The 21,373-nt window shown below is 41.8% G+C and carries 17 protein-coding genes; 8 read left to right on the top strand and 9 right to left on the bottom strand.

The annotated features are described in order from the left end of the window. Positions 1-9 precede the first annotated feature (9 nt). The 6 genes from PY364_RS25690 (at position 10) to PY364_RS25665 (ending at position 8,020) form a co-directional block, all read left to right on the top strand. The gene (locus tag PY364_RS25690; protein ID WP_275570547.1) at positions 10-771 is read left to right on the top strand and encodes a pentapeptide repeat-containing protein; all 762 of its coding nucleotides are present in this window, start codon (positions 10-12) and stop codon (positions 769-771) included. Between the two features lie 170 nt (positions 772-941). Continuing rightward, positions 942-1,586, top strand: coding sequence for a sigma-70 family RNA polymerase sigma factor (locus PY364_RS25685; RefSeq protein WP_275570546.1), 645 nt, complete (start codon positions 942-944; stop codon positions 1,584-1,586). 299 nt (positions 1,587-1,885) lie between these two features. Further along, entirely contained in the window at positions 1,886-2,218 is a 333-nt protein-coding gene (locus tag PY364_RS25680; protein WP_275570545.1) for a 2Fe-2S iron-sulfur cluster-binding protein, read from the top strand. A gap of 16 nt (positions 2,219-2,234) precedes the next feature. Further along, entirely contained in the window at positions 2,235-2,654 is a 420-nt protein-coding gene (locus tag PY364_RS25675) for a hypothetical protein (RefSeq protein ID WP_275570544.1), read from the top strand. 386 nt (positions 2,655-3,040) lie between these two features. Next, positions 3,041-6,559, top strand: coding sequence for a maltose alpha-D-glucosyltransferase (gene treS / locus PY364_RS25670; protein ID WP_275570543.1), 3,519 nt, complete (start codon positions 3,041-3,043; stop codon positions 6,557-6,559). 174 nt (positions 6,560-6,733) lie between these two features. Then, complete coding sequence (locus PY364_RS25665; RefSeq protein WP_275570542.1) at positions 6,734-8,020, top strand: RusA family crossover junction endodeoxyribonuclease; 1,287 nt, start codon at positions 6,734-6,736, stop codon at positions 8,018-8,020. A 252-nt stretch (positions 8,021-8,272) separates the two neighbouring features. Here the strand turns inward: PY364_RS25665 and PY364_RS25660 are convergent, their stop codons facing one another. Further along, entirely contained in the window at positions 8,273-8,395 is a 123-nt protein-coding gene (locus PY364_RS25660) for a hypothetical protein (RefSeq protein ID WP_275570541.1), read from the bottom strand. 18 nt (positions 8,396-8,413) lie between these two features. On the opposite strand from PY364_RS25660, the gene PY364_RS25655 reads away from it, so the two are divergent. Continuing rightward, entirely contained in the window at positions 8,414-8,917 is a 504-nt protein-coding gene (locus PY364_RS25655; RefSeq protein ID WP_275570540.1) for a hypothetical protein, read from the top strand. A gap of 199 nt (positions 8,918-9,116) precedes the next feature. On the opposite strand, the gene PY364_RS25650 is transcribed toward PY364_RS25655, so the two are convergent. The 8 genes from PY364_RS25650 to PY364_RS25615 all read right to left on the bottom strand — a co-directional run bounded on the left by PY364_RS25650 (position 9,117) and on the right by PY364_RS25615 (position 20,595). Further along, positions 9,117-11,318, bottom strand: a complete 2,202-nt coding sequence (locus tag PY364_RS25650) for a CHAT domain-containing protein (protein WP_275570539.1) — start codon at positions 11,316-11,318, stop codon at positions 9,117-9,119. A 186-nt stretch (positions 11,319-11,504) separates the two neighbouring features. Then, on the bottom strand, positions 11,505-13,496 hold the full coding sequence (locus PY364_RS25645; RefSeq protein ID WP_275570538.1) for an adenylate/guanylate cyclase domain-containing protein: 1,992 nt from the start codon (positions 13,494-13,496) through the stop codon (positions 11,505-11,507). Positions 13,497-13,562: 66 nt separating this feature from the next. Next, positions 13,563-14,480 carry a DUF192 domain-containing protein gene (locus PY364_RS25640; protein ID WP_275570537.1) on the bottom strand — a complete coding sequence of 306 codons (918 nt, stop codon included), beginning with the start codon at positions 14,478-14,480 and terminating at the stop codon, positions 13,563-13,565. Between the two features lie 263 nt (positions 14,481-14,743). Beyond that, positions 14,744-15,574, bottom strand: coding sequence for a prohibitin family protein (locus PY364_RS25635; RefSeq protein WP_275570536.1), 831 nt, complete (start codon positions 15,572-15,574; stop codon positions 14,744-14,746). Positions 15,575-15,753: 179 nt separating this feature from the next. Beyond that, positions 15,754-17,466 (bottom strand): NAD+ synthase, encoded by a 1,713-nt coding sequence (locus tag PY364_RS25630; protein WP_275570535.1) that lies wholly within the window; start codon positions 17,464-17,466, stop codon positions 15,754-15,756. Positions 17,467-17,670: 204 nt separating this feature from the next. Next, the gene (locus tag PY364_RS25625) at positions 17,671-18,399 is read right to left on the bottom strand and encodes an NUDIX domain-containing protein (RefSeq protein WP_275570534.1); all 729 of its coding nucleotides are present in this window, start codon (positions 18,397-18,399) and stop codon (positions 17,671-17,673) included. Then, the gene (locus PY364_RS25620) at positions 18,357-18,959 is read right to left on the bottom strand and encodes a nicotinate-nucleotide adenylyltransferase (RefSeq protein ID WP_275570533.1); all 603 of its coding nucleotides are present in this window, start codon (positions 18,957-18,959) and stop codon (positions 18,357-18,359) included. Before PY364_RS25620 ends, PY364_RS25625 begins: the two co-directional genes overlap by 43 nt. Positions 18,960-19,146: 187 nt before the next feature. Further along, on the bottom strand, positions 19,147-20,595 hold the full coding sequence (locus tag PY364_RS25615) for a nicotinate phosphoribosyltransferase (protein ID WP_275570532.1): 1,449 nt from the start codon (positions 20,593-20,595) through the stop codon (positions 19,147-19,149). Positions 20,596-21,027: 432 nt separating this feature from the next. Between PY364_RS25615 and PY364_RS25610 the strand changes: the two genes are divergently transcribed. Beyond that, on the top strand, positions 21,028-21,174 hold the full coding sequence (locus PY364_RS25610; protein ID WP_275570531.1) for an isochorismate synthase: 147 nt from the start codon (positions 21,028-21,030) through the stop codon (positions 21,172-21,174). Positions 21,175-21,373: the final 199 nt, after the last annotated feature.

The raw sequence follows: 21,373 nt of genomic DNA, 5'->3' as shown, positions 1-21,373 counted from the left end.
TCCAGTAAGATGAAAATGAAACCTATTTTAGGATTTGCAACGCTGGCGATCGCACTCAGCCTAGCGATGCCAGTTCAGTCCGCAAGTCGCAGGGATGTCGAGAAACTAAAAGAAACTGGTCAGTGTTCTCGGTGCGACCTCAGAGATGCTAATCTTAGAGGTGCGAACCTACAAGGAGCAGACCTTAGAAATGCCAACCTTAGAGGTGCAAATCTGCGAGGCGCTGCTCTTAGAAATGCCGACTTAAGCAATGCTGACCTCCGAGGAGCTGATTTAAGGGATGCAGATTTGAGTAGGTCTAATTTGAGAAATGCCAACTTGAGTGATGCTAACTTAAGGAATGCCGATTTAGAGCGAGCTGAGGTCAGAGGTATCAATTTCCAGGGAACCGATTTAAGAGGAGCAAATGTAAAAGATACGGGTTTGCCAGGGGATAATCGGGGACGCGACAACGATCGGGGACGCAATGATAATCAAAGGGTAGCAGTTGAGTTTATTTCTCGCAGTAATGATGAGGTTAGGATTCAAATAGAAGGAGATGGCAATAGGAAAGAAATTAGATTAAGCGGCAATAATACTAAGGAGAGAATTTATCTGCCAGCTACAACTTACAGAGTCAGTTTCTTCGGTAGCCAATCTGGGTATAAGCCTTGGAAATCTGGCAAACTGGATTTGGGGCGGGGCCGCACGAACACGATCAGGATTTACTTTAACCGTAGCAATCGCTCGGTGCAGGTAGAAAATGACCCGCAAGCCTGGAATTCCGATTAATACATCTACATTCACATTCAAACCCGCTACGGCGGGTTTTAAGTTTCTAGCTTTTTTGGTAGACAATACCTCTCTACAAAATTCTGAGTGGGAGGTTTGCCAGAACTCTCAGGGATGATGTATTATGCTAGTGCATCAGCGTTTTTTAGCTCAGCTAGTGCGGAAAAATTGTGCAAACGCCTCAATTTCCTGAATCCAACCATCCGATTGTCAAATCGCTGTTTCATAACAGCGACCAGGAGTTGCTGACTCTGTTTCAAAATCATCCCGATCAGGGAAAATTTTTTACGGCAATTTTTTGTCGATACGCTCAAATTGTCTACACTCTGATTCGGCATTCAGTGCGATCGCCAGTGCAGGCTGATTACCTATTTGCTCGGACTTGGCGGCATATTTACTACGAATTGCGCGGCCTAGATTTGCGGCGTGAGAACCGAGAGGAGGGAGGGGATAATATTACTCTTCAGAACTGGCTGATTAATGTAACGGCTATCTGCATTAATCAAACCGATTTACCGTCAGTGGAATCGATTCATTACTCTTTACAAGCGGCTCCCCCGCCGCTTTGGTGTTACGTCGGACAGGCATTAGAACAATTAGCTCCCTTGCTGCGGTTGACGGTTTTAATGGCTCAGACTTTTCGCTGGAGCGAGACGCGAATTGCGGCTTATTTGCAAGCGGAGGGTGAAGCAATTTCTCCCGCTCAGGTGAGAGTTTTGTTGCAAAAGGGGTATCAAAGTTTAGAGGTAAATTTGCCGGAGGATATTCGAGCTATTTACTTTGAGGAGGATTTGATGGTAATGGGTAATGGGTAATGGGTAATGGGTAATTGCTAATTGCTAATTAAGAGGTTCTGTCTCACCAAATTTTAAAATACTATGGTAATGCCAAATCTACAGGATTTAGTTGTTAGGTATTAACAATCAGCCATTAGCAATCTAGAGTTTATCTTAGTTAAACAAGAGGAATATTAATAAGTAAACCCACCTAATTTAAGTAAAATAAGATAAAAAGCTTGCTACAACATAAGTAAGTATTTTTTATTTTTTACTTCTTCCTTCTTCCTTCTTCCTTCTTCCTTCTTCCTTCTTCCTTCTTCTTATTAGGAGCAAAAATGGTAGTTTATCAAGTTCGGTTAGTAAATCCTGCGATCGCACTAGATCGTACAATTGCAGTACCAGATGACCAGTATATTCTAGATATGGCAGAAGAAGGTGGTCTCCGCCTTCCTTCTGGATGTAAACAGGGGGAATGTTCGGCTTGCATTGCTAAACTGGTAAGCGGCGAAGTGGATCAAAGCGAGCAAAAATTTCTGCGACCATCAGAATTAAAGGCAGGTTATACTGTTACTTGTGTAGCTTACCCGCTATCTGATTGTACATTGCTTACTCATCAAGAACAAGTTTTATATCAATCATCTCTTTATTATCAGCAAAATTCAGGTTGAGCTGAGAGATTAAGTTATGGTAGATCGTTTTATTTACGAAAAGTCTGTTTCCTATAATGGGCATTTAATTTTGCCTTTTATTGTGGCTATAGTTGATAGGAAAGATATTTATTCTTATACCTTACTTTCTGAATTAAGCCATCAAGGGAAATTTCACAAATTGGAAAATCCTGCTGGGATTTGTTCGAGTAGCGTAGAGGAAATAATTAAAGTTGCCAAAGAGCATCTTGATGAAAATTCAGATATTGTCGCTCAGGAAGATTATTTTAAGTGCCGGTATACTTATCGGGACAATTTAATCATTGTTTATCAAGAAGCTGGTAAATATTTCTATGACCATTATCCACCAGGAAAGTTAAACAATATCGCTGCTCCCAAAATATTTTTATCTGAAGGTGATTGCCTCAACTGGATTAAACAGGGACTCGATTATTGAAATAGCGACTGACAGATTTTTGATTTTGCTTTTAATATTTGTCCTATCTTTTGGCAACTCTTTTGGCAACACCTACAGGTAACAGTAAGCCATTCATTTTGGCTGTATCAGTGAATACTTTTTTGTGAGTTAGGTAAATGACTTGGTGTTTATCTTACTTAAGACAGATAATAAAACTTAGCATTTTAGATATTCTGAGAACAACAACTCTAGTATAGAATTGATCTCAACTAAGCTGAGCGTTAAATTTTTGACAGCTAGCTATTAACAGGTATAATTAACTCAAGTTGGGTGTAACTTTACCCAATATCTGTAGTATCTAGGACGATCGGCAATCAGTAATTACCAGTTGCCAATTACCCATTACCCATTACCCATTACTTAAAATGCTCCACTCAAGTTTAAATGACGATCCTTTGTGGTTTAAAGATGCCATCATTTATGAAGTGCCTGTTCGTGCCTTTGCTGATAGCAATGCTGACGGCATTGGCGACTTTCGGGGACTGACAGAAAAACTAGATTACTTGCAAGATTTGGGAGTTACAGCTATCTGGGTGCTGCCTTTCTTTCCCTCCCCCTTGCGAGACGATGGCTATGATACTTCAGACTACACTAGCGTCAACCCAATTTACGGTAATTTAGAAGATTTTCAAAACCTTTTAGATGCCGCACACCAGCGGGGAATTAGGGTAATTATTGAGTTAATTGTCAATCATACTTCTGACCAGCATCCCTGGTTTCAAAAGGCGCGGAGAGCACCGAAAGGCAGCAAGGAGCGAGATTTTTACGTTTGGAGCGATACACCCGAAAAATATCAAGATGCGCGGATTATTTTCCAAGATTTTGAGAATTCAAACTGGGCTTGGGATGCGGTGGCAAAATCTTACTATTGGCATAGATTTTACTCCCATCAACCTGATTTAAATTATGACAATCCAGCGGTGCGCCAAGCAATTTTAGATACTGTCGATTTCTGGTTAGCTATGGGTGTAGATGGGCTACGGATGGATGCCGTTCCTTATCTGTACGAGCGGGATGGTACTAATTGTGAAAACCTTTCAGAAACGCACTTTTTCCTAAAACAATTACGGAAGCACGTAGACGAAAAATTCCCGAATCGAATGCTACTTGCTGAGGCTAATCAGTGGCCGGAAGATGCGGTGCAATATTATGCTCAGGGAGATGAATGTCACATGAACTTTCATTTTCCTCTAATGCCACGTTTATTCATGTCGTTGCAGATGGAAGATAGCTTCCCAATTATTGATATTATTCAGCAAACTCCTCACATCCCTGATAACTGTCAATGGGCTTTATTCCTCCGCAATCATGATGAATTAACCTTAGAAATGGTGAGCGATGAAGACCGGGATTATATGTACCGAGTTTATGCTCAAGATACCCAAGCGAGGATTAATTTAGGTATCCGCCGTCGTTTAGCTCCTTTAATGGGAAATAACCGCCGCCGCATTGAGTTAATGAATGCTCTTTTGCTTTCTCTTCCCGGTACTCCTGTACTTTACTACGGGGATGAAATTGGAATGGGGGATAATATTTATTTAGGCGATCGCAATGGGGTAAGAACTCCGATGCAATGGAGTGGCGATCGCAATGCGGGCTTTAGTCGGGCAAATCCTCAAAAGTTATACGCACCGCCAATTCTTGACCCAGAATACCACTATGAAGCCATTAATGTAGAAGCGCAACGATCTAACCTAAATTCGCTGTGGTGGTGGATGAAACGCTTAATTGGAATTAGGCAGCACTTCCAAGCATTTGGTCGCGGAACCTTTGAATTTCTGTATCCAGAAAACCGCAAAGTCTTGGCTTTTATGCGTATTTACGATGGAGAACATATCCTAGTTGTAGCGAATTTGTCGCGCTTTGTTCAAACAGTTGAATTAGACCTGTCGCCCTTCAAGGGTTCGGTGCCAATTGAGATTTTTGGTCGCTCTGAATTTCCCACTATTGGGGATTATCCTTACTTTCTGAGTCTCACTCCTCACTCGTTTTATTGGTTTACGATCGCACTTAAACCGGATGTTTATCCACAGCAATTACCGCAAATAAAACTGCCGACTTTGACTGTTAGTGGTAATTGGGAGAGTATTTTTAATCCCAATAACAAATCAACAGCCCAGATTGCTACTATTTTACCTAAATACTTACGTAGCTTTCGTTGGTTTGGTGGCAAAGATCGGACAATTCAAGCGGTACAAATTACAGAAGTTATTCCGATAAATTCCTCTGTATTTGCTGGCGAAAGTTCAGGTTCACCATCAATATCGGCTCACAAACAATTTATTAATACCTATTATTTGGTATTTTTAAAAGTAGATTATACGGAAGGAATGGCCGAAACTTATGTGCTACCTCTAGGCTACGAAAAAATTAGTAGTGTTGGGGATGGTGGGGAGATATTGGCTGAGGGCAACGTGACAAATTATAAGCAAAACCAGCCATCACAAAGTCTTCATTCTGCACAGGCGATCGCAGAACTCAAGTTTATCGGCAAAAGTGATGAAATTGGCGTGCTATTTGACGCTGGGGGAGAGAAAGACTTTTTGAGCTTTCCCTTGGACGCGATCGCCAATTCCCGTCAATACATGGGTACTGCTGGTAAATTGCTAACAACGATTACCAAGGAATTAACCCCGGAAGAAGACTTATCGCACGTTGAACCCCGTTTAATTAAGGGAGAAAAAAGCAATACTTCAGTAGTTTACGGCGATCGCTTAATCCTTAAATTGTTCCGCAAAGTTGAGGAAGGTATCAATCCCGACCTAGAAATTGGGCAATTCTTAACTGAGAAAAACCCCATCCAACCATATATTCCAGTTGCAGGAGCCTTAGAGTACCGCCGCCCAGGAAGCGAATCGATTACAATTGGAATATTGCACAAGTTTATTCCCGAAGCTAGGGATGCTTGGTCTTATACATTGGATAGCTTAAGTCACTATTTCGAGCAAGTAATGGTCGTAGGTGCAAAGCATTCTCACGAAAATTTATCAGGTTATGGCGAAAGTTATTTACCCACTGCTTTACCCTTACCAGTGCAACAGCCATCAAACTCGCTGGTATCTAATCTATCAGTTGAAATGCCAGAATTGGCTCACGAACTTATCGGTACTTATTTGACATCTGCCGAACTTTTGGGTCGGCGAACGGCGGAACTGCATTTAACCTTAGCTTCGGATTTAGAGAATCCCAGTTTTGCCGCAGAAAATTTCACATCTTTTTACCAGCGTTCCATTTATCAGCAGATGAGAAATCTCACTGGTAGAACTTTATTGCTGCTAAGAAAGGGGCTTTTAAATTTATCGCCAGATGGACAAAAAATGGCGCAAGTTATCCTCAGCCATCCAGAGCAGTTGATCGGAAAATTTAGGTCTATTTTGAACCTTAAAATCACAGCTCAGCGTATTCGCTGTCACGGGGATTACCATTTAGGTCAAGTGCTCTATACGGGCAAAGATTTTATCATTATTGATTTTGAAGGAGAACCGGCACGTCCTTTGAGCGAGCGGCGCATGAAGCGCTCGCCTTTGCGAGATGTTGCAGGAATGGTGCAATCTTTCAATTATGCTGCCACTTTATCCCTCCGCAAAGAGATAGAAAACGGCATAATTCGAGCTGAAACTCTCCCCACAATGAATCAATGGGCTAAGTTTTGGTATGGGTGGGTTAGTGTTGCTTTCCTCAAGAGTTATTTGATGACAGCAGGCGATGCAAATTTTCTACCTAAATCTACGGAGGAACTGCAAGTATTACTGGATGCTTATATTTTGGAAAAAGTGGTTTATGAGTTGGCTAATGAACTCAATAGCCACCCAGATTGGGCAGAAATTACTCTCGAACGGATTTTATATTTGATTGATTTTCCGGTTGAGCAGTTACTCGGTTGATTTCTAGTAAAACCATTGCTTTTATTGCTTTCTACTTTCTGCTCTTCTAAATAACTAAAAAATGCTGCATTCGGCTATAATTGCTGATGTGCGATCGTACTTTCGGCATCTATCCCGTTGGAGCATTTTTTTAGTTTAAGCACTATTTTTGAGTAGGGAAAAGCATCTAAGTAAGTGGACACTAACAATCTCAACAAACAACTCAACATTGCAAATCCTTTCCCTGCAAGCGAAGGGGGAGAAATGGCGGGTGCAAAAACTTTGTGGCTAGTTTTATCTAGTTACTTGGAAGTGCTGATGAATTCTGCCCCTTTGCCGATGACGCTTCTGGAATTGGGGGCGGAAATTAAGGGGGCTCACGAGCAGTGTCAGACTTCTCCGATGGCGGGACTGTTGTATGCTCGCAACGCTGGGGAGTGGTTGTTGGACGCTCAGGCAAAATTACAACCTGAACAATGGGAAATTTGGCTAAAAGCTAATTGTAATCTGTCACAAAGAACGGCAGAAACTTATATGCAAATGGCTAAAGGATGGCCGGGTTTACCGAAGGATAAACCCCGAAGTGTTGGAAGGGAAAGTTTTGTACAAAATTTTATTATTTCTACTCAGGAGGATAGTCTTGACAGAGCGCAATCTATTAATTATTTAGAGGAAGATGAAGAATTAGAATTAGAGGAGATGGTGTATGAAGAGTCTATAATAAATTCTGAAATAATTGAAGATACTGCATCGGACGAACAAGTAATAACTTCTGGAGTAATTGAGAATATTACATCGGAAAAGTCGATAATAACTTCTGAAATAATTGAGGAAATCGCATCTGAAGAGCCGCTCGTAACTTCTGAAATAATTGAAAATATTATATTTGAAGAGTCGATAATAACTTCTGAAATAATTGAGGAAATCGCATCTGAAGAGCCGATAATAACTTCTGAAGTAATTGAGAATATTACATCTGAAAAACAGATAATAACCCCTGAAGTAATTGAGAGTTTAGAGGTTTTTAATTGCTCATCGCCCCAGGAAATAATTACTCTAAATGTTGAAAAATTAGAAGTTTTTGATATTCCTCAATCTAGCGAAGTTATAATATTTTTTATACCCGGTAATGTAGTCCCCAAAGCGCGGCCGCGAGTAACTGGGAATGGGACATTTATGCCACAGCGATATCGAACGTGGCGAAATATGGCTGAGGTGGAAATTTATAGTCAACTATCTGAGTTGAATTTAACTATAGAATTGCCAATAAAAAGAGCGTCGATTTTAATGCGTTTTGTGGGAAAGCACCGCACTAATTCTGATTTGGATAATTTAGCGGGTGCGTGTCTGGATGCGCTAACTATGAATGGGGCGGGAGTGCTTCTGGATGATAGAATTAGTTGTGTTTCTAAGTTGAGTGTTGAGTATGTACCGGTGGCTGAAAAAACGGGTGTTTGGATAGAGATTACTCCGGTTGATTGATTTTTCAAAATCAAAGGTTGACTCTTTTACTATTGAAACTAAGGCTAGTTATTTGTGAGTTTAATCATAGTTTAAATGTGATATTTAAGATGTTTAATTTCGGGGCTTTTTAGGCCATATTTGAATAGCTGCAAAGGTAATGGCGGCGGCTATTCCTCCGAGAATGATGCTGATGATGATGGATAGGATAAAGTTTATTGGATTTGGCGGGTCTTGCTTGATTAAGTAGGGGTAAGCGGTGGCGGCTACTCCTTATACTCCTAAGCCGACACCGATAACGGTGACTCTGGTTTGTAGGGCGCGATCGCTTCTGGCTTGTTCTATTTCAACTATGCCTCGGATGGAAAGGATCAACTTTTCAGGAGTGGCAATCATTATTAATAACAAGCTACCATGAAGATTGAAACGATTAGCAAATCAGAATTTGACCAAATCCCAGGCATTAGGCAAATCATTTGTCACCAATATGCTCAAAAATTTGCTCGTCTTGATTTGGGGGAAGTTTTGGGATATTATGGGCTAAGTTGGCGAAGTCAATTAGTTGAGTTAAGTATTGAGTATTCAACCGATCAAAAAATGCTCTGGATTGGCATCGATCAGCAGTTAGTAGCTATTTGCCTAGAAAGTGGTCGCCTTAGTTTGGCGATGCCTCTTACTGCTAACTTAATTCAGATGGCAGTTATTCAAAAAGTTACTGCTGTTTTGACTGAAAATGAGATATTATTATTTAATCCGAATGGTTCCCTGAGATTTAATCGCGGCTTGCCAGATTTTCCTGAACAATTTTCTACGATCGGCAATAATTTGGTGATTCAATTGGTGGAGGGCGATCGCTTTAGTTTAAATCTGCAAACGGGACAATTTCAAAAATTAGTTGGAGAGGTTTTAGTTTCATAGTATGGGCGGGGCGGGTTTATGAAGTTCTGGGATGGGAGATTAAAGATACTGGTGAACCCGCCCCTACAGAAATTATATCTATTTAACCTGAAATATTGCCTCATTTTCGACAAACTTGTAGGGGCGGGTTCGCCAATAATCTCAAATAAAATCGACAGGTTAAATAAACCCGCCCCCACCCACCATAAACCCCTAACATTTATTGTCCAACGGCGCAAAAAGCCGCCCAGTATAAAGAGTCTTGATAAGGTTTATCATCGAGTTTGCCACTGCGTCTAAGTCTCTTTTTAATCCTCTCCTTATTCTGGCTATCCAGTAACTTTGAACTATCAGCCCAATCTAGCAAATCTTGCACACTTGCCCCCCTTAGCCACAACTGCGACTCCCGCAAAGCGATCGCCACAGGCGGCCGACTTTTAGACAACAAAATCTCATAAAACTTGATCATCAAAATTGCCGTAGATACATCATTAACCGCCCACAAAGTGCTAATTACACTCGTAGCCCCGGCATAGAAAAAACCACTAGGCAATCCGATATACTCATCAGTGCTATATCTAATATCCGTTAACCCAGTTTCGCAAGCGGAAAGCGTAACTAAACGGCACTTACTCAGTGACAAATTAAAGATTTCTTCCAGCGTCAGACATTCGGCGATGTCGAAGGTTTCGCCTCGGCGGGAACGAATATAACTTTTTTCCTCCGAGTTAACGTTATCGGTGGCAATTTTCGCCCCAGCTAAGATTAAAGCTGATTTCCGGGGATTGGAAAAGTCGAAAAAGCCGTGACAGGAAAAGTGGGCGATATCGGCATTTTGCAACCCGGCAATTTGTTGCTGCAATCCTGTCTTACTTGCCTTTTCCCGAATCAAAACTTCCGCAGGATTAAAGGATTTAGCAATTGCTTCAACTTCGATATCGGTGAAGTCTAAATCTTCTGTCGGGTTTTGAATGGCAAACAATCTTCTAGGTGATGACTCTTCCCCAGGCGGATTTACCCGCTGAGATAATAGTAATAGCTGACAACTGGGAGTATATCTCACGCCGCCAGGGAAAAGATCGAGGAGACTGCCAGTTTCTTCTACATTTTGCCTGAGTCTGCGACTGGTTAAGGCGTGAAGCGGTAATAAGTGCAAATATCGGAAGGGAACTAAGATTAATCGCTGACAAGTTTCCGGGAGGCGAGAAATTATTTCATCTATATGTAAGATTTCAGCTAATTTTTCCAGGCGGGTTTCTAGCTGGTTTTTCCAGTTGTCGTATTTTTCATTATCCTTGATGTCGTCGATATATTCCCGTTGAAATTCCTCTAATGCTTGCAAATCTTGATAGGAAGATTCCCAAATATCTACCCTTCTTAGCCCCCCCTTAGTAAGCGGGGGTTGGGGGGGTTGAGAGGTGACAATAAAAACTTTAAAGTGGTTAATGGTAATGTACCATTCCAAAATTGCCTCATCTTCAGCTAACAGATTGCCAATTTCAGCAAAACTAATCGGCTGTGGATTTTGCGCGAGACTGCGGGCCTTGTAAAATAATTCTACGAGGTTTCTGGTTTTGCTACGTTCGACGTATTCTAGGGCGGCAGTTTGGTTTGCCATTGCTAGGCAAACTTCAACCATTACCTGATAAAGTTTATTCCATTCTTCGGCTAATTTCTGTCTGTCTGCTTCACCACCGATAATGATTTCACTCCGCATTAATTCAACTGTCTCAATGGCAGTGTTAAAGGTATCGTAAGCTGCTGGGAGTTGGGAATTATCCTGGCGGTAGGCAAGTCCGAGATTATATAAAGTTGTCGCATTATCGATCGGAAAAGCCTCACGGGTGCGAACTTCCAAGGATGCCAAATAAGCCGCGATCGCCAGTTCCAAATTCTCAGCTTTTTCCCCTCTGATTCTATGGCTGTAGGCATTACCCAAATTATATTGAGTCTTTGCCCAATCTGGGGGAAAAGCCTCACGGGTGCGAACTTCCAAAGATGCCAAATAAGCCGCGATCGCCAGTTCCAAATTCTCAGCTTTTTCCCCTCTGATTCTGTTGCTGTAGGTAGCACCCAGACTGTTTTGAAACGCTGCCCAATATTCCGAGTAAGCTTCGCGAGTAATAACAGTTAACCCAATCTCCAAACAAGCGATTGCCACCTCTAAATTACTTGCCCGACTGCCTTGCCGCAGACTAGAAAAACCAAGATTCAAACCGTATAAATTAATAGCGCAATTGAAAGCTTCTTCACCCTGCAACTTTGCCAGAGTTTGAGTTGCCCAGTCTCGCCGCAAAAATTGGGCAAAACCCTCGTCTATCAACTCTAAATTAGCCTGCATAATGCTCATTCTTTCCTCGCGATCGCAGGTGAGGAGAGCATCAATCAAATTTTGATAAGCTTGGCGGCGTAGTTGATCCATTTCGGGTAGGGGGAGATTGACCGAGAGAATTATTATTTAGTAATTCAGGACTTACGCACTGTAACGGTGTACCAAGGGTTTGAGATTGCTTCGGCAGCCTCGCAATGACAGAATTGCGTTAGTTGTGTGTAAGTCCTGTAATTCTACCATAATTATCACCAATCAACCCAAAACTTGCATCAACTATTAACCTCCAATCGATCGCCTACCCACTAACCAGTAAGTAGTCATTTCTCCCCGACCCTTCACAGCAATCGCACCCCTTGATTCCAGTATATAATCCTCTTTCAAATGAGCATAAGTAGCCTCTGTCACCTGAATATAACCAGGTTTACCATGAGATTCCATCCGAGAAGCCACATTAACAGCATCTCCCCAAAGATCGTAGATAAATTTCTTAATACCAATAACTCCAGCAATAACAGGCCCGCTATTAATCCCAATCCGTATTTCTAAAGATTCCCCAAAAATGCTATCCAGACTTTGCATATAAGCCTGCATATCTAATGCCATATTAGCAATTGCCGTAGCATGATCTGAACGCGGAAGAGGCAACCCGCCTACTACCATATAGGCATCACCAATAGTTTTAATTTTTTCCAGATTATACTTTTCTGTCAACTGATCGAAGGCAGAGAAAATTTGATTAAGCCCACCGACTAATTCCATCGGTTCCATGCGGGATGATAGGCTGGTGAAGCCAACAATATCAGCGAACAAAATAGTCGCCTCCTCAAAGTGTTCTGCCGGAGATTCATTAGTTCTTTTGAGACGTTCCGCAATCTCAGATGGTAAGATATTTAATAATAGTTGTTCCGATCTTTCTTTTTCCTTACGTAATTGAGCCGTGCGCCGTTCTACCCGATTTTCTAACTCTTCATTGGCTAGGCGTAACTCTTCTTGACTTTGGTGTAAAGCAGCAAATGAATCCTTCAATTGCCTACTCATATCATTAAAAGACTGGCTTAAAATATCAATTTCTATAATCGGGCTGGTTTCTATCTGTTGATCGAGATTTCCTTGAGCAATTTCTGTTGATGCCTGAGACATTCTTAGCAACGGACGAGTAATCCAATTAGCCGTCTGAATGCCAATGGCAATCGCAATTCCCAATGCTACTATTACAAACAATATCGTGTTACGAGTATTCTCATAAATTTGAGCCATAAAGTCTTCTTCTGGAATCACAACCACAATCAACCAATCCAATCCTTTAACCTGTTGTAGTGGAGAAATCTGCACCAGTTGCGTTTTACCATTTAACACAAACTGAAATTGCTGAGGTTTTTGAATTTGGATAAAAGTATTGCTTTGTTCTTGCAATTTTTGAGCAGTGAATCGAATGATAGGTTCCTTACTATCCAAAGCCTTCAAGCGCCCTGGCTCTTCTTTTCCCGGAACTTTAACCGCAGGAATTTCGGCAGTTGAACTAGCAACTAAATCTCCCGATCGCTCAATGATAAAAGCTTCACCAGACTTGCTAATAGATAAACCATTAAGAAATTGGTTGAGTTGTGCCAGCAGCAAATTTGTAGACAATACTCCGACTAATTGCCCTTGGCTATCGTAGACAGGAGTAGTAGGAGAAATCTGTAAAACTCCCAAATTTTCTGAATTAAAGATCGGAGTCCAACTAGGGACTTTAGCAGCCATAGTAACAGTATACCAAGGTCGATCGCGAGGATCGTAGGGCTTAGATTGCAATTGCTCAAAGCGATCGCCGGGTTGCTTGATTTCATAAACTACTCGATTAGAATCCGTCGTGCGATCGCGAAACTTAACCACTAATTTACCATCAAGATATCGCTGCACCCCGATAAAATCGCCGTTGTCTTTGCCAATATAAATGTAGTCAACTGAATCTGTTAGTTTAATATCTGACCAAAATTGCCGCTCTAGGGCCTGAAAATCATTTGGATCTAAATTGCCATTGCGAAATGCCGAGGCCAAAACCCCCTGCAACAAATGAGGTTTTTCTAGATAGCTTTCCAGATGTCGATCGATTTGACCAGTAACTTTGTTGCTAAGTTGGAAGGTCAACTCGTTAATCGACTGTTGACTATTTCGGAAGGAGAGATAACCCACAAACCCAACAGCAGCGATAATTTGCAGCACAAAGGGCAACACAACGCTGGTGCGGAGCCGGAATTTTCGGAGAGGGGGTTTGGCGATGCTCATAACTTAGTAATAATTGTTGCTTTCATGTTATAGCAATTGCCAAGTCTAACTCAAAAAATCTTGCTGTCAAAAAACGCGATCGCCCACTTTCAAACCTAATTCTGCCGCCCTTCCTCCCCTGAGTTCAATCACTCCATCAACGATCGCATCCGGCCCATAAGTAGGGCAAGATTCAGCAAAACAAGGCTGTGCATTGGCGATTACAGCTTGCACTACCCCCTCCCGCAGAAAAATCATATCTAATGCCATTGGCACGTTTCTCATCCAAAATTTAACATTTCGTGGCGGTTCAATGGGGAACAACATCCCCCGATTATCGGGTAATTCAGTGCGGTACATTAAACCGATTGCTTGTTCAACAGGAGTCTGCGCGACTTCCAATCCAATCGCATTACCTGATATGTTGGTAGTAGTAGAAACAGGTAAAATTTGACCTTGTTCTATGCCACCAATCAAGGAGATAAAGTTTGAATCTATTAGGTTATTAACACCTTGTAAAACTGCTAAATATTTGCCTGTAAGCCGATCTTTCACAACTGCATTACCCTCAGCGAAAGAAATATTTAAGTCGCCAAACTTCAGTCCGCCTGTCAAAACTAGGCGATCGTTACCGTTGCCAAAATCTGCGATCGCATCCGCCTCAGCTAAGGTAGATCCGCCTGCGGTGTCGAGGACAAATAGATCGTCACCTACACCACCAGTTAAAATATCTGTGCCTTCGCCACCAATCAGGAAATCTTGACCGCGATCGCCATTAATTATATCGTTTCCTTCACTGCCATAAACGGTATCATTTCCCTGTCCGCCAAAAAGAGTATCTGCACCTTCATTTCCTACAAGGGAATCGCTATCTTGATTGCCAAAAATTAAGTCATTTCCCCCGAAACCTTGGATGGTATCGTTACCTGCAAATCCTCTTAGTGTGTCATTGTTGAGAGTTCCTTGAAAAAAATCAAAAGTAGGAGTACCGTCAATATTAGTCATTCGATTTTAGATGTTAGATTAACGTTTATATATAGCGGTTCTCAGAAAGATGAGGTACGTTGTTGGGCTTCAGCCCTCTTAGTCTGGGTGGTTATGTAAGCTGTCAGTCATACCTCATCTTTTTGAGAAAGGCTATAGGACTTACGCAAGTATCACATAGAGTAGGGTGCGTCCGAGGCTAAAACTCTTATTCTATCAATCCATAACTTCGTCTGACGCACCCTACAAGTTGATTTAAGCGTGCCAGTTGCATAAGTCCTATGTTACTTTTTAGAGGCTGTAGAATTTGGTACTGTCATATTGATAAAAGGTAGCGTACCTTCACCTGCCATAACTGTTGGAAATTGACCATTCCATTTTTGAATTGCTTGCTGTTGCAATAGTTCAGGAGTTAAAGTCATGCGTTGCAAACGTTGGGCTTCTGCTTGACCTTTGGCGCGGTTGATTTCCGCTTGAGCTTCCTGGGTAGCTTTCAGGGCCAAATATTGAGCCTGTTTAGCTTCTTGTTCTGCTATTTGTTTGGATTCAATTGCTTTGCTAAACTCTGGAGAAAAGCCAAAACTTACTAGAGAAACATCTTTAACTAATACCCCATAAGGTTCTAAACGTTTTCTGAGGCTTTCGTCAATTTCTGCTTTTAATTCTGTGCGTTTAGTGATGATTTCTAAAGCAGTTTTTTTGGCAGTAGCGGCTTTCATAACTTCGGAAACTGCCGGATTCAAAATCCCATTAACAATTTGTTCTTCATCTCCTACCTGCTGATAAACTTGATTCGCTTTCATCGGATCTATGTTCCAGTTGATTGCTAATTCTGCGGTAATTTTTTGCAAGTCTTTAGAAGCGGCATCTGCATTCAAATCAGTCTTTTGCACCCGAACAGTGAGAGTTTTAACAGAGGTAATAATTGGCATAATCGGGTGAATACCTTCATCTAATATGCGATCCTGAACTTTGCCAAAGCGCATCACTACACCTCTTTCCCCCGCATTAACAATCGTAAAGGGCTTGAAGAGGATAACACCAATTAGGACAACAATACCGCCAACGATGTATAGGGTAAGGTTGTAGGGAAAAGCAGTCTCAGTATTTCTCATAACTTTATAACCTGTGGTGTTTTGATTTTTTCTTTTACGGAACTTACGAAACTTATCCATTCAGGAATTATGCAACTGGCGCATAGAGTAAGGTGAGTCAGAGCCTAAAACCCTAATTATATCAATAGATTTATCATCGCACGGAAGAACTAAAGTTTGACGGGAATTTTCATAGAGAATTACTGAACCCAAGTTTTAGCAATTGGCATTCGCCAACCAGTGCCAAAAGCGCGAGCAGTAATTTTCAACCCTGGAGGCGCTTGTCGCCGCTTAAACTCTGCCCTCATTACCATCTGGACTACACGCTTAACCACTTTTTCATCATGTCCTGCGGCTATAATTTGTTTAGCTGATTGGTACTTTTCAACTAATCGGTATAGAATATCATCCAGAATATCATAAGGTGGTAAAGAATCTTGATCTACTTGCCCAGGTTTTAGTTCGGCACTTGGTGGTTTAGTCAGAATATTAACAGGAATAATTGCCTTATTTCCAGTACCCAATTCTCCACTATTCAACCATTGACACAGGGAATAAACGCGAGTCTTCGGAACATCAGCAATTACCGCCAAACCACCATTCATATCACCATAAAGCGTGCAATAACCCACAGCCATTTCTGACTTATTACCCGTCGAAAGTAGTAAATGCCCAAACTTATTAGATATGGCCATTAACAAATTACCGCGAATCCGCGATTGAATATTCTCCTCTGCTAGCCCAAAATTTGTCCCTGCAAACAAAGGATCTAAAGTTTTGTCATAAACTTTCATCAATTCACCGATAGGGATAATTTCTGTAGTAATGCCGAGATTTTTGCCTAATTCTTCAGCATCTTTAACAGAATGATCGGAACTATAAGGGGAAGGCATGAGCACGCCTAAGACATTTTCTGCACCCAGAGCAAAAGTTGCGATCGCAGCTACCAAAGCTGAATCAATCCCACCGCTCAAACCTAACACAACTTTGGAAAAACCGCACTTGCGGACATAATCTCGCACTCCTAAAACCAGTGCTTCCCAAATTTCCTCATCTTCATTATTAACTGATTTTAAATTATCCGTGTTATCTACTGATAACTCATTGGTTGAATCCGTTAAATTTGTTACCAAATCGGTTGCTAATTCTAACACAGAAAAATCTGTTTGAAAAGAACGCAAACTACACACTAATTCACCGCGACGATTCAAAGCAAAACTGCTACCATCAAAGATTAAATCATCATTTCCACCTATTTGATTAGCATAAATAATCGGCTTTCCGTAACGACTAACGCTATGCCGCAACATCGCCTCCCGTAGTTTTCTTTTGCCAACACTATAAGGCGATGCTGATAAATTAACTACTAAATCTACACCCATTTTGGCTAAGTCAGAAAAAGGTTCACCAGGATAACTTCTTTTTCCCCAAAACTCTTCATTGTTCCATAAATCCTCACAAATAGTTACGCCTATTTTGAATTTTTCAATAGTAAAATAATCGCTACGATCGCCAGGCTCAAAATATCGGTCTTCATCAAAAACATCATAGGTAGGTAACAAGCGTTTATTAAAAATTTGCTTTACTTCCCCATTTTCTAGCAAAGCAACACTATTATATAATGGCTTACCTCCCTGTTCTCCCGCATTAGGATTTGCTGTCACCGTTCCCACTAACACCATTAAATTTATTGGTAAATCCTGTGCTAATTGTTGCAATTGTTCGCCCGCAGCTTCGATGAAACCGGGATTAATTAATAAATCGCGGGGCGGATAACCTACTAGACAAAGTTCCGGCGTTAGTAACAATTTAACACCAGCAACAGCCGCTTTTTTAGCAGCATCTAAAATTAGTTGAGCGTTGCCAGTTAAATCACCGACTGTGGGATTGAGCTGTACGATCGCAATTTTCATAATTATTGGTTTTAGTTGTTAGTTGAACTCCCTTAATAGCGGTTAAAACCGCTTTTTTGCCAATCATAACAAATCCGACTTAAATACCCCCTTTATTCTTTAGTCCCCGTAGGCGGACTTTGTTTGTTTAGTAGCGATTTCAATCGCCGAATGTCGAGAGTGTATCAAAACTATATTTTCGTATTATAGCCAATAGACTTACGACTAAATAAACACTAACGGCTTATCCTTTAAAGGAGCAAAAGCATTTTTATCAAACCGATATAAACTAGCCGGACGACCTGCACCCCGCGACACTTTCACCCCAGTATCCGATAAGAAACCTAATTTTAACAACCGGGCGCGAAAATTAGAATAGTCGGAGAAATTCTCTCCTAAAATAGTAGTATAAAGTTGATAAAGCTCTCCCAAAGTAAACACCTCTGGCAACACTTCAAAAGCAATCGGACTGTATTCAAGCTTGTTACGCAAACGCCGATAACCATATTCTAAGATTTGATTATGGTCAAATGCCAACTTCGGCACTTGTTTAACAGGATACCAGGCAATCCCACTCACACCATCAGCAATTAATTCTGCCTCCTCAAATCTAACTAAAGCAAAATAACTTACTGAAAGATAGCGCACACCTCTTGAGAATTCTCTGGGATCTCGCCCAGGATTACCAAAAGTATACAATTGCTCTAAATACAGATTTTTTACCCTGATTTTCTCTGCCAAAATCCGATAAGCTGCATCTTCTATAGATTCTCCTTCCCTCACCAGCGTACCCGGAAGGCCCCAATGATCTAGGAATGGTTCATCTTGTCGCATTACCAACAAAACTAACAGGCGATTTTGTACAGTATCGACTGAAAAAATTACGTTATCAACTCCTACTTTGAAGTCGGCTAGTGAGTAACTTTTACTCTTTTTTTCGTCTCGTCCAGCCATGCGTACAAATGCTCTCTGTGGATATAAGCTTCAATGGGAGGCGTTAGGGCTTCCGTATCTCCTTTTTCACGATAAGCTGTAGAAGAGACATTTGGGCCAGTTAAAGATGCGATCGCAACTTCCGCACCCATTCGCCTCAACTGTCTCAAATCTATCTCTTCCGGCGGATAACCCGGACGCGGTACAACTAGCCATTTCACTTGTTTTAACAATAGTTCAATCTTGTACCAGCGTGGTAACTGCGTCACCAAGTCAGAACCGATAACCATTGTCAACTCTGCATCTTCCCACATCAATTGTGCCTTTTCCACTGTTTCTTGTGTCCGAGGACTGCTAAGTTCTGGATGTAAGCAAATGTTATTTCGGGACGAATTAATTTCTTGAATTGTTAGCAGCAGCATCGCTGAACGATGTTCTAATGATGTCTGGTGCGATTTAAAAGGGTTATCAGATGCCCAAACTGCTACCCAATCAAAATGTTGAGAAAGCCAACTAAGAATAGTTTTGTGTCCCGCAGTTGGCGGATCGGCACTTGTACCAAATAAAGCAATTTTTTTCATTGTTAATGGTTAATGGTTAGTGGTTAGTGGTTAGTTGTTAGTGGTTAGTTGTTAGTTGTTAGTGGTAAAATACCCCGTTGATTTCTTAGTCCGCGTAGGCGGACTTTGTTTCTGTAGTAGCGATTTCAATCGCCCAATCATCAAGGGAGTATCAAACAACTAACAACCAACAACTAACAACTAACAATCATCGCTTTTTTGTTCGTTCAGTGAGAATTTCTAACTCTGGCGAGATTTCTACTATCGGCGATATAGGCCGATCTAAGCGGCGAGTTTCAGCGGGAAGACTAGCCACAGAAGCGGCCGTTCTTTGCGCGATCGCATCCAAGCTTTCCACCGGCACCACCCGTTTACCATCCTTAACCATTAATTGCATCAATGGGACAGGAGACTGATAACAGTTAACTAAAGATAACTCTTCCTCATTGCTTCTTCCTTCTTCCTTCTTCCTTCTTCCTTCGTCTGTCATCAAACCCAAACAATCTCCGATCGTTTGGCCATTTTGCAAATATCTAAAAATTTGCTTACGGCCTGGATAAGTCACCTTCCCACTTGCCTCCTTCATCACTGGTATACCATCAATTTCTACTAACTTATAAACACCATTTACAGGGGAACCACTGACTAATTTAGTACCCAACCCATAGCCATCAATGCAAGCACCCGCATTCTTCAACTCAGCAATTTTCCACTCATCCAAATCACCACTAGCAAAAATCGGTACTCCCGGAAGTAGCGATCGCACTTCCCGCGACAACTCAACCAAATCTCCCGAATCCAACCGCACCCCTTCCAGCCGCATTTCACCCTGATTTACCCGTTCCGCCAACCCACGCGCCGCCGTAATTGTATCGTAAGTATCGATCAACAGGGGCGCACCCGGAAAATAGCGGTGAAACGCCGCAAAAGCCGCCTCCTCACTCCCAGAAGTCGCGGCCACAGCCATCACCAAAGCATGAGCCATCGTCCCCGCAGGTTTCCGGCCCAACTTTAAAGCCGCCAAAACATTAGAAGTCGCATCTAAACCTGCCGCCAACGCCGCCCTCGCAGCCCAGATAGAAGCTTGAGGGCTAAAAGCGCGGCGCGTCCCAAATTCCAGCAGTTGAGCTTGCGGCCCCGCCACATCCCGCAGCCGCGCCGATCGCGTTGCAATCAAAGTCTGATAATTGATCGCATTCAGCAAATAAGTTTCTACTAGCTGAGCTTGCCATAAAGGTGCATCCACCCTCAGCAATGGCTCATTCGCAAACACTGCTGTCCCCTCTGGAACCGCCCAAACATCCCCAGTAAAACGCGCCGCCGCCAACAACTCCCAAAATCGCTCAGGAGCATTGGCAAAAATTCCCGTAGACTGCAAAGCCTCAATTTGTGCCGGACTAAAGCGGAATTTCTCCAGATAATCCAATGCTTGAGCCAAACCCATCGCAATCAAATAGCCAAAACCTTCAGGTAACTTGCGAGTAAAAAGCTCAAAACTCGCAGGTTGCCGATCCAAACCCTCCCCCACATAACAAACCGCCATAGTCAATTGGTAAAGGTCGGTTAACAGGCTATAATCCTCTGGCGAGATGGTTAGTTCTTGGTCTTCGCCTACGGTCAAGCCGATGGGGCCGTTGCTTTCAGTGGCAGTTTTCATGGATAAATCCCTGCAAGCTCAGTTTCTCTAATTATAGTGAAATACACCAAATCTGTCTAGGAAAGATTTGATAAAAATTTGTCATATCTCTCTGACCATGAGTTTGCTTGTACCGCAGGTTAGGTAAGTAGTTGGGCTTTAGCCCTTTTTTGTAGAGGGCTAAAGCCCAACTACTTATAACCATCAACCCCCATCTTGTGGGACTTGCGTAATTCCTATCTATATTATGGTGAATTATATAAAAATAGCTAATTTCTTAGTAGTAAAGGCTTGTAAAGAAATAATCAAAAATACCTAATTTTATAATCTTCAGTTTGCCTTAATTATTGCGTACTAATAAGGAATAAAAATAAATATTACTAATTCGATCCCCACGTCAAAATTGACGTTAATATATACAATATCAAGACCTAGACAAACGAGGTGGACAGTATGAATCTTTCCAAAAGTGTTAGAAATGCCATGCGTTTTGTTTCGGAAGCGGCGATGCGGATTTTTAGCCTCAGTGATGACAAGTATCCTGTCGTTGGCGTACAGCCTTTTGAAGGCAAACCGTTAAAAGATAAGTCCGCAGATTAAGCAGCCATTCAGGGATTTTTACTCGTTTACCTCCCAAGGTAATTACTTTAAATGAGGTAAGGCGATCGCTTTAGACTGTACAACCAAAACAACGGTAATGTGAACTCACTTTTAAATAGCTCAAATCAGCCCCATCCACAACCTCTGTGAATGGGGATTTTGATTACGTAACGCCGCCCTCTGGGCGGTATCTTCACCG

Origin of the sequence: Kamptonema sp. UHCC 0994 (assembly GCF_029167235.1) — a bacterium.
GTDB lineage: Bacteria > Cyanobacteriota > Cyanobacteriia > Cyanobacteriales > Microcoleaceae > Kamptonema.
This window is presented reverse-complemented; position numbering and strand designations above follow the sequence as displayed.

Coding starts and splice junctions, on each gene's coding strand:
- treS (WP_275570543.1), top strand. CDS start 3,041: ATGCTCCACTCAAGTTTAAATGACGATCCTTTGTGGTTTAAAGATGCC.
- PY364_RS25680 (WP_275570545.1), top strand. CDS start 1,886: ATGGTAGTTTATCAAGTTCGGTTAGTAAATCCTGCGATCGCACTAGAT.
- PY364_RS25690 (WP_275570547.1), top strand. CDS start 10: ATGAAAATGAAACCTATTTTAGGATTTGCAACGCTGGCGATCGCACTC.
- PY364_RS25660 (WP_275570541.1), bottom strand. CDS start 8,395: ATGATTGCCACTCCTGAAAAGTTGATCCTTTCCATCCGAGGCATAGTT.
- PY364_RS25610 (WP_275570531.1), top strand. CDS start 21,028: ATGAATCTTTCCAAAAGTGTTAGAAATGCCATGCGTTTTGTTTCGGAA.
- PY364_RS25635 (WP_275570536.1), bottom strand. CDS start 15,574: ATGAGAAATACTGAGACTGCTTTTCCCTACAACCTTACCCTATACATC.
- PY364_RS25650 (WP_275570539.1), bottom strand. CDS start 11,318: ATGGATCAACTACGCCGCCAAGCTTATCAAAATTTGATTGATGCTCTC.
- PY364_RS25625 (WP_275570534.1), bottom strand. CDS start 18,399: ATGGCTGGACGAGACGAAAAAAAGAGTAAAAGTTACTCACTAGCCGAC.
- PY364_RS25645 (WP_275570538.1), bottom strand. CDS start 13,496: ATGAGCATCGCCAAACCCCCTCTCCGAAAATTCCGGCTCCGCACCAGC.
- PY364_RS25630 (WP_275570535.1), bottom strand. CDS start 17,466: ATGAAAATTGCGATCGTACAGCTCAATCCCACAGTCGGTGATTTAACT.
- PY364_RS25640 (WP_275570537.1), bottom strand. CDS start 14,480: ATGACTAATATTGACGGTACTCCTACTTTTGATTTTTTTCAAGGAACT.
- PY364_RS25655 (WP_275570540.1), top strand. CDS start 8,414: ATGAAGATTGAAACGATTAGCAAATCAGAATTTGACCAAATCCCAGGC.
- PY364_RS25615 (WP_275570532.1), bottom strand. CDS start 20,595: ATGAAAACTGCCACTGAAAGCAACGGCCCCATCGGCTTGACCGTAGGC.
- PY364_RS25675 (WP_275570544.1), top strand. CDS start 2,235: ATGGTAGATCGTTTTATTTACGAAAAGTCTGTTTCCTATAATGGGCAT.
- PY364_RS25620 (WP_275570533.1), bottom strand. CDS start 18,959: ATGAAAAAAATTGCTTTATTTGGTACAAGTGCCGATCCGCCAACTGCG.